At 68.1% G+C, this 12,634-nt stretch carries 11 protein-coding genes and 1 pseudogene; 4 read left to right on the top strand and 8 right to left on the bottom strand.

Annotated elements, in window-relative coordinates; all coding sequences use genetic code 11:
• Positions 1–64: 64 nt before the first annotated feature.
• A complete protein-coding gene (locus tag MJQ72_RS43010; RefSeq protein ID WP_240596552.1) occupies positions 65–529 on the bottom strand; it encodes a MarR family winged helix-turn-helix transcriptional regulator in 465 nt (154 codons plus the stop codon).
• A 270-nt stretch (positions 530–799) separates the two neighbouring features.
• Here MJQ72_RS43010 and MJQ72_RS43005 point away from each other — a divergent pair, with 270 nt between their 5' ends.
• The 4 genes from MJQ72_RS43005 to MJQ72_RS42990 all read left to right on the top strand — a co-directional run bounded on the left by MJQ72_RS43005 (position 800) and on the right by MJQ72_RS42990 (position 5,061).
• Entirely contained in the window at positions 800–2,005 is a 1,206-nt protein-coding gene (locus tag MJQ72_RS43005; RefSeq protein ID WP_172843548.1) for a globin domain-containing protein, read from the top strand.
• A 449-nt stretch (positions 2,006–2,454) separates the two neighbouring features.
• A complete protein-coding gene (locus MJQ72_RS43000) occupies positions 2,455–3,555 on the top strand; it encodes a globin domain-containing protein (protein ID WP_240601580.1) in 1,101 nt (366 codons plus the stop codon).
• Positions 3,556–3,715: 160 nt separating this feature from the next.
• Entirely contained in the window at positions 3,716–4,468 is a 753-nt protein-coding gene (locus tag MJQ72_RS42995; RefSeq protein ID WP_240596551.1) for a lytic polysaccharide monooxygenase, read from the top strand.
• The gene (locus MJQ72_RS42990; RefSeq protein WP_240596550.1) at positions 4,465–5,061 is read left to right on the top strand and encodes a DUF305 domain-containing protein; all 597 of its coding nucleotides are present in this window, start codon (positions 4,465–4,467) and stop codon (positions 5,059–5,061) included. Before MJQ72_RS42995 ends, MJQ72_RS42990 begins: the two co-directional genes overlap by 4 nt.
• A 130-nt stretch (positions 5,062–5,191) precedes the next feature.
• Here the strand turns inward: MJQ72_RS42990 and MJQ72_RS42985 are convergent, their stop codons facing one another.
• The 7 genes and pseudogenes from MJQ72_RS42985 to MJQ72_RS42955 form a co-directional block, all read right to left on the bottom strand.
• Positions 5,192–5,620, bottom strand: a complete 429-nt coding sequence (locus tag MJQ72_RS42985; RefSeq protein ID WP_240601579.1) for a heat shock protein transcriptional repressor HspR — start codon at positions 5,618–5,620, stop codon at positions 5,192–5,194.
• 5 nt (positions 5,621–5,625) lie between these two features.
• Positions 5,626–6,797: pseudogene (gene dnaJ, locus MJQ72_RS42980) on the bottom strand (molecular chaperone DnaJ).
• Between the two features lie 33 nt (positions 6,798–6,830).
• A complete protein-coding gene (gene grpE, locus MJQ72_RS42975; RefSeq protein WP_240596549.1) occupies positions 6,831–7,571 on the bottom strand; it encodes a nucleotide exchange factor GrpE in 741 nt (246 codons plus the stop codon).
• On the bottom strand, positions 7,568–9,439 hold the full coding sequence (gene dnaK / locus MJQ72_RS42970) for a molecular chaperone DnaK (protein ID WP_016338148.1): 1,872 nt from the start codon (positions 9,437–9,439) through the stop codon (positions 7,568–7,570). The genes grpE and dnaK overlap by 4 nt, the downstream gene beginning before the upstream one ends.
• A gap of 166 nt (positions 9,440–9,605) precedes the next feature.
• Positions 9,606–11,012, bottom strand: coding sequence for an alpha/beta hydrolase (locus MJQ72_RS42965; protein ID WP_240596548.1), 1,407 nt, complete (start codon positions 11,010–11,012; stop codon positions 9,606–9,608).
• On the bottom strand, positions 11,009–11,680 hold the full coding sequence (locus MJQ72_RS42960; protein WP_240596547.1) for a DUF4097 family beta strand repeat-containing protein: 672 nt from the start codon (positions 11,678–11,680) through the stop codon (positions 11,009–11,011). The genes MJQ72_RS42965 and MJQ72_RS42960 overlap by 4 nt, the downstream gene beginning before the upstream one ends.
• A 27-nt stretch (positions 11,681–11,707) precedes the next feature.
• Positions 11,708–12,475, bottom strand: a complete 768-nt coding sequence (locus MJQ72_RS42955) for a DUF4097 family beta strand repeat-containing protein (RefSeq protein ID WP_240596546.1) — start codon at positions 12,473–12,475, stop codon at positions 11,708–11,710.
• Between the last annotated feature and the right edge of the window lie 159 nt (positions 12,476–12,634).

Raw genomic sequence — 12,634 nt, 5'->3', positions numbered from 1 at the left:
TACCGGCGTCACAGCGCCGCGAAAGGTCCGTTCAGTCAAGACCGGCGGGTAGGAACGGCCGACGTCAAACGTCGCATGTCCGGACGGACAGGGCGGCACGGACATCGGCGTTCATCTCCGCCAGGCGCGTGGTCAGTTCGAGCACCTTCTCGTCGTCCCAGCCGCCGAGCGCGCGCTCCATGAACTCCAGATATCCGGCCCGCCGCCGCCCCAGCTCCGCGCGCCCCCGCTCGGAGATGCTGATGATCGACGCGCGCCCGTCCTCGGGTGCGGGACGGCGGTCGACCATGCCCGCCGCGGACAGCTGGGAGATTTGACGGCTTACGACCGAAAGGTCCACAAAGCGTCGTTTGGCCAATTCGGAAGGGCGCGCCTCGCCGTGCTTCGCCAGATCCGACAGCAGCATCGCGGCCGCCGGATGCAGACCGGGGTCGTCCTGCCACGCCTGCATTATCCAGGCGTGCTGCAGCTGGGAGGCGGCCTTCAACTCACGCATCAGCTCGACCTTGGCGTCTTCCGCGGAGCTCATCGGTCCCTCCCGGCTACTTGTACAGTACAACTTTATTCGGCGACACTTGCGTAAGACAACTATTTACCTCGTGAGATCGCCCACTGCGGACCGGTTTCGAGTACACCCGTCCGGAGCAACGATGCAGGCAAAAGGTCTCTCGGCGGCTAGTCTCGCGAACGAGCCGGAACTCAGCCGACCGGCCGACAGCCACTGACCGGAGAGGTGAATGATCCGTGAATTCTTCTCCAGTGGACCCTCGTTCGTGAACCTGGGGAACTGTCTTCCGGTATGCGCTTCCCGATCAGCGACTCCCAGCCCGTGACGGCCGACGCGGTCAGCCCGGTCCCGCGGTCTTCGGCGCCGCGTGAAGCCCCGCCCGCGGTCACCGCGATGGTGCGGCTCATCCGGGACACCTGGGCGAAGTCGGAACCCTTCATCCCGGAGATCTCGCAGTTCTTCTACGGGATGCTGTTCACCCTCGCGCCCGCCACCCGCGACTTCTTCCCGATCAACATGGAGGTCCAGCGCGGCAGGCTGGTCCGCGCGCTGGTGCACATCGTGCAGATGGTCGACCGGCCGGACGATCTCGTCCCGTTCCTGACCCAGCTCGGCCGCGACCACCGCAAGTTCGGCGTCATCCCGCGGCACTACGAGGCCGTCGGCACCGCGTTGCTCGCCTCGCTCAAGAACCACCTCGGTCCGGACTGGACACCCGAGGTCGAACGGGCCTGGGCGGAGGCGTTCACCATCGTCGCCCGCGCGATGCAGGAGGCCGCCGCGGCCGACGTCAACCCGGCGTCGTGGTCGGCGACCGTCCTCGAACACCGGCGGCTCACCTGGGATCTCGCCCTGGTCCGCGTCCAGCCCGAATTCCCGGTGCCGTACCAGCCCGGCCAGTACATGAGCGTCGAAGTACCGCAGCGGCCGAGGCTCTGGCGCTACCTTTCGCCGGCGAACGCGCCGCGCGAGGACGGCGGCATCGAGTTCCACGTGCGGGCGGTCGACGGCGGCTGGGTGTCGCGCGCCATCGTGAGCCACACGCAGCCCGGCGACGTCTGGCGGCTCGGACCGCCGCTCGGCAGGCTTTCGGTCGACCGGACCGACGGCCGCGGCGTCCTGATGATCGCGGGCGGCACCGGGATCGCGCCGCTGCGCGCCATCCTGGACGACCTCGCGCAGTGGGGCGAGAACCCGAAGGTCCAGTTGTTCTACGGCGGACCGTCGCGTGAGGACCTCTACGACCTCGACGAGTTGCGCGCCCTGGCGGCCACGAACCCGTGGCTCACCGTGACCCCGGTGGTCGAGCACGGTGAGGAAGCTCCCGGCTGCGTGCAGGGCACCCTCGCGGAAGCCGTTACGCAGCAAGGATCCTGGCCGGGACACCGGATCCTCGTCGCCGGTTCGCCCGCGATGATCCGGGCGACGGTGTCCCGGATGCTGGTCGCGGGCAGCGCGCTCGACCAGATCGCGTACGACCCCTTCACCATCGACTAGCGAATTCGATTCCACAATGGTGATCAGTCGCGCGGCGCATACCGTTACGTGACCCCGTAATCACGCAGAAAAACCCACCCGATCGGCGGATCACGCTTTGCCTCCGGCGTGGCGAAAACCACTGGTGAGCAAGGGAAAACCCACCTGCTTGATCACCTTTACTTAGTGCCAGACCGTGTTGACGGCGCGTATATCGTTTGCTCCGTTCGAGCGGGAAACAACCATTCTTGGATCCTTTCGCGACTTTCGGGCATACAGTCGGGAACCCGCGGGGGAACACGAGCACGATGACATCGGGTCTGGAGAATATGCCCGATCCAACTGGAGAAAATCGTTCACCCATGACTGCCGAAACAGTGAAGGACGAGCATCCGCCGAGTCCTTCGAGATCTTCACCGATCCCCGTCCCGCCCTTGATCGAAACACCGTCGGCGGACAAGACCGTCGAGATGGCCAAGCTCATCAGGGAGAGTTTCGCCGCCGTCGAAACGAAAGCCGAGGCGCTGTCCCAGTACTTCTACGGCGTGCTCTTCTCCGTTTCGCCGGACGCCAGGGCGTTGTTCCCGATAAACATGGCCACGCAGCGAAATCGTTTGCTGCGCGCACTGGTCTACGTCGTCCAGATGGTGGACCGGCCCGACGAACTGGTCACGTTCCTCGGCCAGCTGGGCCGGGACCACCGGAAGTTCGACGTCCTCGGCCGTCATTACGACGCCGTCGGTGTCGCGCTGATCGCCGCGTTGAAAAGGTTCTTGAAGGACGACTGGACTCCCGAGGTGGAAGACGCCTGGGTGACCGCGTACGGCGTCATTTCGAAGACCATGCGCGAGGCCGCGGGCAAGGAGATCGGGCCCGCGTGGTGGAAGGCGACCGTCGTCGAGCACCGGCTCGCCACCCGCGACGTCGCCGTGATCAAGGTGCGCACCGATCAGCCGCTCCCGTACCGGGCCGGCGGTTACGTCAGCGTCGAAGTGCCGCAGCGGCCGCGGATGTGGCGGTACTTCTCGCCCGCCACCGCGCCGCACGACGACGGGACGATGGAGTTCCATGTGCACGCCGTGCGCGGAGGGTGGGTCTCGCGCGCGATCGTCCACCACACCCGGCGCGGCGACGTCTGGCGCCTCGGCCCGTCGCTGGGCGCGCTTTCGGTGCACCACACGGAAAGCCGTCCGCTGCTGATGATCGGCGGCGGCACCGGCGTCGCGCCGCTGCTCGCCCTGCTCGACGACATGTCGCGCTGGAAGAACAATCCGCCGGTCCACCTGTTCTTCGGCGGCCGTCGCCCCGAGGACCTCTACGCCCTCGACGAGCTCCGCGGGCTGACCGTCACCTGCCCTTGGCTGACGGTGACCCCGGTGACCGAGGAAGGCACCATCGCCGGCGGCGACCGCGGCACGCTGGCCACGGCGGTCACGCAGCGCGGTGCTTGGCAGGAGCGCGACGTGTACGTCGCCGGGTCGCCGTCGATGATCAGGGCGACGATCGCGAAACTGCTCGCCGCGGGCACGGATCTGGCGCGGATCAAGTACGACCCCTTCACCCTGGACTGAGCCGATGCTTCGTTCGTATTAGGCCGATCGGCTGTTCCACCTGGGCTCGACGCAGCAGTAGGTCAGTGAATCATTGACCGCGGTCACCGGCGGATTTATGGTCTAGACCACATTGCTCCCCTTCACGGGAACACCGTCGTTCCATCCCCCAGGAGCCGGCATGACCGTCAAACGCAAGCTCGTGGCAGCCGCCGCCGGTGCGATCCTCGCCCCGATCGCCATCGTGGCAGTCCCGCAGGTGGCCAGCGCCCACGGCTACGTGCTGTCCCCGCCCAGCCGCCAGGCGAACTGCGCCCAAGGCAAGGTGTCCGGCTGCGGCAGCATCGTCTACGAACCCCAGAGCGTCGAAGGCCCCAAGGGCCTCCGCAGCTGCAACGGCGGGCTTCCCCAGTTCGCCGAGCTCAACGACGAGTCGAAGCCGTGGCCCGCCGCGTCGGTCGGCAACAGCGTGACCTTCAACTGGAAGTTCACCGCCTACCACCGCACCACGAACTACGAGTACTACATCGGCGGCACCAAGATCGCCGACATCAGCGGGAACAACTCCGCGCCGAAGGACCCGACGTCGCACACGGTGAGCCTCAACGGCTTCAGCGGTCGCCAGAAGGTGCTCGCCGTGTGGAACATCGCGGATACGCCGATGGCCTTCTACAGCTGCATCGACCTGCAGATCGGCGGTGGCAACCCGCCCACCACGAGCAACCCGCCGACCACCAGCAACCCGCCCACGACCTCGAACCCGCCGACCAGCACCGCCAACCCGCCCACCGGCGGCACCTGGGCGGCCGGGACGGCGTACACGGTCGGCAGCACGGTGACCTACGGCGGCGTCACCTACCGGTGCCAGATGGCGCATACGGCGATCCAGGGCTGGGAACCGCCGAACACCCCCGCGCTGTGGACCCGGCAGTGAAGCTGGCCCTCGTTCTCGTCGCCGGTCTCGTGGCCCTCGCGGGCTGCGGGGCCGGCGACGGCTCACCAGGTACCGCGGGCGCCCCGCTCTCCCCCGTCCCCCAGTCGGCCGGGGCGTCCGCGGAGTACAACGACGCCGACGTGATGTTCCTGCAGATGATGATCGCCCACAACAATCAGGGCGTGGAGATCGTCAAGCTGGTCAAGACCAAGCAGGCGCAGAAACAGGAGCTCAAGGATCTCGCGGCCGCGATCGAGGCGACGCAGCAGACCGAGACCACCGACATGCGGAACTGGCTCAAGGCCTGGGGCAAACCCGAGACGGGTTCGGCCGATCCGCACGCGCACCACCATCACGGCGGCGACGGGCTCACCGACAAGGGACTGCTCGAAGCACTGTCCAAAAAGGATGGTGCGGAGTTCAGCCTCGACTTCGCGGACATCTTCGTCGCGCACCAGCACAACGGGGTCGCGCTGGCGAGGACCGAGCTGAAGGACGGGAAGAACCCCGAGTCGAAGGCGCTGGCGCAGCGGATCCAGGACTCGCGCACCGGCGAGGTCCAGCAGATCCGGACCCTGGTGCCCGGCCAGTGACGCACCGAAGCCGTACTTCGCGTGCTTGAAGGCGTAACTCACGTGCTTGAGGCCGTAACTCGTGAGTTACGGCCTCAAGCACGCTTGTGACGTCTTCAAGCACGCGAGTGACGCGTTCGAGCACGCGAGACTAGGTGCGTTTTTTGGGCTTCCAGACCACGAGTGCCGTCTGCTGCCGCAGGGGAACGAGATCCTTGCGGTACGAGGCGTGCACGGCCGCGGCCGTCTGTTCGGCGGTGAGGTACGCCGCCGTGAGCTCTTCGGTCAGCTCGGCGATGCGCGCGCGGAGCGCGTCGACCTGGTTCTCCAGCTCGATGATCCGCTTGATGCCTGCGAGGTTGACACCGTCCTCTTGGGACAGTCGCTGCACTTCGCGCAGCAACGCGATGTCCCGCATCGAGTAACGCCGTCCACCGCCGGAGGTCCGGCCCGGCGACACGAGACCCTGGCGGTCGTAGGACCGCAGGGTCTGCGCGTGCAGGCCGGACAGCTGCGCCGCCACCGAAATGACGAACACCGGCGTGTCCTCGTCCGCACCGTGCGGCAACCCGCCGAACATCGTGCTCACCTGCCTTCGAGAAGTTCGGTGATCTCCGGTCGCGGGTCGTGGCCGGCCATGGCCTCCGCGTAGGCCTCCAGCGCTTCACGGGCCTTGTCGTCCAGTTTGGCCGGAATGGCCGCCTGCAAGGTGACCAGCAGATCGCCCTGCGAGCCGTCACGCTTCGCGATTCCCTTGCCGCGCACGCGAAGCACGCGACCGCTCGCCGTACCTTGCGGCACCTTCAGCGAGACCTTGCCCTCGAGCGTCGGCACGGTGATCGTGCCGCCGAGGGCCAGCTCCGCGAAGGACACCGGCACGGTGATCGTCAGGTCGAGGTCCTTGCGCCCGAACAACGTGTGCGGAGCGACGTGCACCCGGACGTACAGATCGCCCGGCTGCGCCCCGCCACGGCCCGGTTCGCCCTGGCCCGCCAGCCGGATTCGCTGGTCGTCGGCGACGCCCGGCGGGATCCGCACGGTCAGGGTGCGGGTGCGGGTGCTGACGCCCTCGCCCGCGCATTCCGGGCACGGGTCGTCGATGATCTTCCCGCGGCCGCGGCAGTCACGGCACGGCTCGGAGAACGCGAACGCGCCCTGGCTGCGGCTGACCAGCCCGCTGCCCTGGCAGGTCGCGCACGTCCTCGGGAAGTCCCCGGTTTCGCGCCGTTGCCACCGCAGGTGGAACAGGTCGCCGGGCTCGACAGCCGCAGCGGCAGGGTCGCGCCCTTGACCGCCTCGGCGAAATCGATCCGGACGTCGGTCTCCACGTCCGCGCCGCGTTGCGGCCGGTTCGCCGTGGCACCGGCCGCGGCGCCGCGGCGGCCGAACAGCCCGCCGAGGATGTCGCCGAGACCGCCGAAGCCGCCCTGCTGCTGACCCGCCTGGCCGAAGATGTCGCCGACGTCGAAACCGCCGCCGCCACCACCGCCCGGGAAGCCGAAGCCACCGGGACCGCCGGAGCCGAAGAGGCGGCGAGCCTCGTCGTACTCCTTGCGCTTGGACGTGTCGGACAGCACGCCGTACGCCTCGGAGACCGCCTTGAACTTCTTCTCGGCCTCCGCGTTGCCCGCGTTGGCGTCGGGGTGGTTCTCCTTGGCGAGCTTGCGGTACGCCTTCTTGATCTCGTCCGCGGTGGCGTCGGAGGAGACGCCCAGTTCACGGTAGAAGTCCTTACCGATCCATTCCCGTGCACTCACCGAACGTCTCCTCCTTTCACGCCGTATCGCCGATCAGCGGTTGTTCTCATCGAAAAGTTCGCCCTCGAGCGGCAGCTCGCCGCCCACCGGCGGGTCCACCGGGGCGTCGCCGCCCGGCTCGTGGTCGGTGACCCCGACCATCGCCGGGCGCAGCACACGCTCGCCGAAGCGGTAACCGCGGCGCATGACCATGGTGACCGTCGGCCCGGTGACGTCCGGCGACGTGCTGTGCTGCACCGCCTCGTGCACGCTCGGGTCGAAGGGCTCGCCCTCGGTGCCGAACGGTTCGAGGCCCGACCGCTGCAGGCTGCCGACCAGCTTCTCGCCGACCGCCTTGAAGGCACCGGTCAGATCGCCGTGCTGCTCCGCGCGCTCGAGGTCGTCGAGCAGCGGGAGCAGGTCTCCGACGACCGACGCCTTCGCGCCGACGACGACCTGCTCGCGGTCGCGATCGACCCGCTTGCGGTAGTTGGCGTACTCCGCCTGGAGGCGCTGGAGGTCGGCGGTGCGTTCCGCCAGCTCCTTCTCCAGGCCGGTGGCCACCGACACCGAATCGTCCACAAGGGACTCCCCGAGGCCGGGGCCCGCGTGTGCCGCGGGCTCCGGCTCGGTGGCCTCTTCGGCCGGGGCGGCGTGCTTAGGGCCGTCCTGGGGTTCGGCGGCCGGGGCGGCCGGGCGGATCTCGCCGGTCAGCGGGTCGATCCGCCTACGGTCCCGCACGACCACCGGTTCCTCCGGGCCCCGGCCCTCGGTTTCGTCGTAGCGTCCCGTCACTTCTTGTCCTTCTCGTCCTCTTCGACGATCTCGGCGTCGACGACGTCGTCCGCCTTGGCCTGCGAACCGGTGCCCGCGCCCGCCGCACCGGCGGCGCCTTCACCGGCGGCGCCTTCGGCGCCCGGGGTGGCGTTGGCGTAGAGCGCGGTGCCCAGCTCCTGCGAAGCGGTGTTCAGCTTCTCGATGGACTCGCGGATCTTCGCCGAGTCGGTGCCCTTGAGCGCCTCGTTGGCCTCGTCGATCGCGGACTTCACCTTGCCCTTGAGCTCGTCGGGCAGCTTGTCCTCGTTGTCCTTGACGAACTTCTCGGTCTGGTAGACGAGCGTCTCCGCCTGGTTGCGGGTCTCCGCCTCCTCGCGGCGCTGCTTGTCCTCCTCGGCGTGCGCCTCGGCGTCCTTGACCATGCGCTCGATGTCGTCCTTCGGCAGCGCGGAGCCACCGGTGATCGTCATCGACTGCTCCTTGTTCGTGCCGAGGTCCTTCGCGAGGACGTGCACGATGCCGTTGGCGTCGATGTCGAAGGTGACCTCGATCTGCGGCACGCCACGCGGGGCGGGCGGGAGACCGGTCAGCTCGAACATGCCGAGCTTCTTGTTGTGCGCCGCGATCTCGCGCTCACCCTGGAACACCTGGATCTGCACCGACGGCTGGTTGTCGTCCGCGGTGGAGAAGATCTCCGAACGCTTGGTCGGGATCGTGGTGTTGCGCTCGATGAGCTTGGTGAACACGCCGCCCTTGGTCTCGATGCCCAGCGAAAGCGGGGTCACGTCGAGCAGCAGGACGTCCTTGACCTCACCCTTGAGCACACCGGCCTGCAGCGCCGCGCCGACGGCGACGACCTCGTCCGGGTTGACGCCCTTGTTCGGCTCGCGGCCGCCGGTCAGCTCCTTGACCAGCTCGGACACGGCCGGCATGCGGGTGGAACCACCCACGAGGACGACGTGGTCGATGTCGCCGACGGCGACACCCGCGTCACGGATGACGTTGTTGAACGGCTTGCGGGTGCGCTCGAGCAGGTCCGAGGTGATCTTCTGGAACTCGGCGCGGGAAAGCTGCTCGTCGAGGAACAGCGGGTTCTTGTCCGCGTCCACGGTGATGTACGGCAGGTTGATGCTGGCCGAGTTCGAACTGGAGAGCTCGATCTTCGCCTTCTCGGCGGCCTCACGGATGCGCTGGAGCGCCATCTTGTCCTTGGTGAGGTCGATCCCGTTGGAGGACTTGAACTTGTCGACCAGCCAGGTGACGATGCGCTCGTCCCAGTCGTCACCGCCGAGGTGGTTGTCACCGGAGGTCGCGCGGACCTCGACGACACCCTCGCCGATCTCCAGCAGCGAGACGTCGAACGTACCGCCACCGAGGTCGAAGACCAGGATGGTCTGTTCCTTCTCGCCCTTGTCGAGGCCGTACGCCAGCGCCGCCGCGGTGGGCTCGTTGACGATGCGGAGCACGTTCAGGCCGGCGATCTGCCCGGCCTCCTTCGTGGCCTGCCGCTGCGCGTCCTCGAAGTACGCGGGGACGGTGATGACCGCGTCGGTGATGGTCTCGCCCAGGTACGCCTCGGCGTCGCGCTTGAGCTTCATCAGCACGCGGGCGCTGATCTCCTGCGAGGTGTAGGCCTTGCCGTCGATCTCGGTCTTCCAGTCGGTACCGATGTGCCGCTTGACCGACCGGATGGTCCGGTCGACGTTCGTCACGGCCTGGTTCTTCGCCGGCTGACCGGTCAGCACTTCGCCGTTCTTGGCGAAGGCGACGATGGACGGGGTGGTGCGTGAACCTTCCGAGTTGGCGATGACCGTCGGCTCGCCGCCCTCAAGGACAGCGACGACCGAGTTGGTCGTGCCGAGGTCGATGCCGACCGCTCGCGCCATGGTGTGATCCTCCTGCTAGTTCGTGACCTGCACGTTCTCGCCCACCTTGAGTGGGCTCAACGCAAGTTGTATCGGGATGGTGGGGCTTCCGTCAAGCCGGACTTGAGTCACCCTCACTCAACCTTGTATCCGGCTCAACGAGCGGCGCGGTCGCCTTGTTCCCGGACTACCGGCAGACCGTGCCCGGAGCGGGTGTGACGCCGATCACCAGGTACTTCACCTCTTGGGTGCGCACGCAGGCCGAGTTCAGCAGCCCCGTGTGCCCGTACCCGGCGTCGACGAGCAACGTCGAGTTCTCGATGTTCCTCGTGAGCCCCTTCGCCCAAACGAGCGGCGTCGCCGGATCGTGTTCGCCGCCGACCACGAGGATCGGCGCGGCGCCGGTCACCTTCTGCGGCCGCGGCAGGTACGCCGGCGGCACCGGCCAGCCCGCGCACCCGCTCGCCATGTCCCAGAACTCCGAGTACCGCCAGCCGTGCGGCGAGAGCGTCTTCACCAGTCCCTGCATCGCCCTCATGTCGGCGTAGGAGGTGAACGGCGAGCCGAAGTCGTGACAGCCGATCGCGCGATATGCGCCGTAGGACGGATCCAGCTGCGAGTACGGCAGCAACCCGTCGGCGTCGCCCGCTGCCGCGGCCTCGATCCCCTTCGCCAGGTCCGGCCAGAACGCGGGCAGGATGAGGCCGCCGTAGACGCCGGCCGCCATCTCCTCGGCGGTCACCTTCCGGCCGAGCTGCTTCGACGGCACACCGCCGGGCGTCCGCATCAGCGCGTCATAGGCGGCGAGGACATCCTTGCCGCGAAGCACGCAGTCGGCCGACGTCGTGCACCACTTCGCGAAGTCCTTGAGCGCGCTTTCGGTCGCGATGGCCTCTTCGAGGACCGCCTGCCTGGTCGGCCGCGAGTGGTCGACGGCGCCGTCGAGCACCATCGTCCGGATGCGGTTCGGGTACTTCTCCGCGTACACGGCGCCGAGTTCGGAACCGTAGGAGACGCCGAGCCAGTTCACCTTCGGCTCGCCGAGAGCGCCCCGGATCGCTTCGATGTCGTCCGCGGCGTGCCAAGTGTCCACAGAGGACAGTTTGGGCCCGGTCCGCTTCAGGCATTCCTCGCCCGAGGCGCGGTTGTGCGCGAGCAGCTGGTCGTAATCGGCACGGCTTCGCGGAAAGCGGCTGATCGCCGGATCGTGCAGATCCGGCCCGCAGGCGATCGCGGGCGTGCTTTCGCCGACGCCGCGCGGATCGAAGCCGATGACGTCGAACCGCTGCCGCACCTCGGCCATTTCCGGCTTGTCCAGCGCGAAACCGCGGCCGCCGTACTTGAGCACGGTGACCCCGGCGCCACCGGGACCGCCCGGATTCGTCAGCAGCGAACCGACGCGGCGGGCGGGATCGGTCGCGGGCAGCTTCGCCAGCGCGATCGAAAAACCACCGCTCACCCGGAGGTTCGCGCATTCCAGCGTCGGCGCGTACTCGGTCGCGCACGGCTTCCAGTCGATCCCGGACGCGGCGGACGCAGGCAGCGCGGTGAGCGGCAGCAGGGTCAACGCGGCGACGGTGGCGAGAGCCTTCATGCGGGCTTCACCGTGATCGAACCGGTGCCGGACTGGAGGTCCAGGACGTTCGCCGAAGCCTGGTCCTGCCGGACGCCGCCGGTCTCGACCTTGCCGACCTCCGCCTTCGCGCGGACCTGGTACGCGCCGTCGGGAACGGTGACGAGGACCTTGCCGACCTCCGCGTTCGCCGTGACCGCGCCCGGCTTCGCGAGACCGACCTCGATGTCGCCGGTGCCGGTGCGCAGGTTGACCGGACCGGACGTGTTCATCACCTTGAAGTCGCCGACGTCGCCCTTCAAATCGACCGAGGCGGCGCGGGCGAGGGTGATCTTGCCGGTGCCGATGGACCCGGAGATCGCCAGCTCGCGCGGCACCACGACGTCGTAATCCACGCCGCACTGCTGACAGCCGCCGAGGACCAGCGTGCCGTTCTCGACGCTGTACGTCTTTCCGGGATTCTTGCCGGTGTACGTCACTTCGCGGCGCAGTGAGACGGGCGCGCCGTCCTCGACCCGGAGCACGACCGCGCCGACCGGGACGTCCACCCGGATCGCGGTGATCTGCTCGGTGACGGGCGCGCCGTCACTCAGCTTCTGCTGGTCTTCCCCTGTGCAGCCGACGATCCCGAAGGCGGTCAGCGCGCCGAGAGCGAGCGCGCCGAGGACGCGCTTCTCCTTGTTCCCCATGAGAAAGTATTCCCCCGATAAAGTCGGTCAGGCCGCTTTGACCTTGACGCTTCCGCTGTCGGTGTTGAGATCGAGCTTGTGCTGGGCCGAACCGGACTGATTCACGTCGATGTCGCGGTGGCCGCTGCCGGAGTCGCCGGTGACGTTGTACTCGCCGGGCGGGACGGTGACCTCGACCGAACCGCTGTCGGTCCGCGCGGTGACGTCGGCGCCCTTGAGGAGTTCGAGTTCGATGCGACCGCTGTCGGTGCGCGCCTCGACGTTGCCGCCGAGCCGTTCCCCCTTGATGGCACCGGAAGCCGCCTGCACGGTGACGGCCTGGCCGATGTTCGCCAACTCGACGCGGCCGGCGTCGGACCGCACCTTCACCGTGCCCGGCACGTCCGCAACGGAAACGGCGCCGGAATCGACCATGACGTCCACAGTGGACACTCCGGCGATGTCGAGCGCCCCCGAGTCCAGCTTGCCGGAGACCGGGATGCCCGCGGGGACAACCACGTCGTAGCGGACCTCGCAAGTGGTGCCGCATCCGGCGAGGACCAGCGTGTCGCCTTCCACGCGGAACGAGTCGCCCGGCTTGTTCCAGCGGTACTCGAACTCCTGGTGGACCCGGACCGGCCCCTCGCCGGCGCGGATCTTGACCCCGCCCTCGTCGTTGTCGATCCGCACGCTGCGGATCGGCTGGGTGACCTCCGAGGTGGCCTCCGCGTCGGACGGCCACCACCAGCCGAGGCCGGTGAGGACACCGACGCCGATCAACGCGATGCCTCCGATCGCGAGGAGTGGGCGCGCCATGGTCTTGAGTCCCTCCAGAGCAGGTTTTCGTGTAGCTCGACGCTAAGGGCAGCGCGGCGGGTTGGACATAGGGGTAACCCCCGGATTCGTCCCTGAACCCGCGCCCGGGGCCTCGGGGTCATAACCTGGCTCCGTCATCTGTTCAACGACCAGGAGGAC

It is taken from the genome of Amycolatopsis sp. EV170708-02-1, from assembly GCF_022479115.1.
In the GTDB taxonomy this organism is placed as follows: domain Bacteria; phylum Actinomycetota; class Actinomycetes; order Mycobacteriales; family Pseudonocardiaceae; genus Amycolatopsis.
The sequence above is the reverse complement of the archived record's forward strand: the minus strand, read 5'-3'. Positions and strand labels throughout refer to the sequence as shown.

Bases quoted from the DNA above. Each gene is read 5' to 3' on its own strand.
- MJQ72_RS43010 (WP_240596552.1), bottom strand. From the start codon at position 529: ATGAGCTCCGCGGAAGACGCCAAGGTCGAGCTGATGCGTGAGTTGAAG.
- MJQ72_RS43005 (WP_172843548.1), top strand. From the start codon at position 800: ATGCGCTTCCCGATCAGCGACTCCCAGCCCGTGACGGCCGACGCGGTC.
- MJQ72_RS43000 (WP_240601580.1), top strand. From the start codon at position 2,455: ATGGCCAAGCTCATCAGGGAGAGTTTCGCCGCCGTCGAAACGAAAGCC.
- MJQ72_RS42995 (WP_240596551.1), top strand. From the start codon at position 3,716: ATGACCGTCAAACGCAAGCTCGTGGCAGCCGCCGCCGGTGCGATCCTC.
- MJQ72_RS42985 (WP_240601579.1), bottom strand. From the start codon at position 5,620: ATGTTCGGCGGGTTGCCGCACGGTGCGGACGAGGACACGCCGGTGTTC.
- dnaK (WP_016338148.1), bottom strand. From the start codon at position 9,439: ATGGCGCGAGCGGTCGGCATCGACCTCGGCACGACCAACTCGGTCGTC.
- MJQ72_RS42965 (WP_240596548.1), bottom strand. From the start codon at position 11,012: ATGAAGGCTCTCGCCACCGTCGCCGCGTTGACCCTGCTGCCGCTCACC.
- MJQ72_RS42960 (WP_240596547.1), bottom strand. From the start codon at position 11,680: ATGGGGAACAAGGAGAAGCGCGTCCTCGGCGCGCTCGCTCTCGGCGCG.
- MJQ72_RS42955 (WP_240596546.1), bottom strand. From the start codon at position 12,475: ATGGCGCGCCCACTCCTCGCGATCGGAGGCATCGCGTTGATCGGCGTC.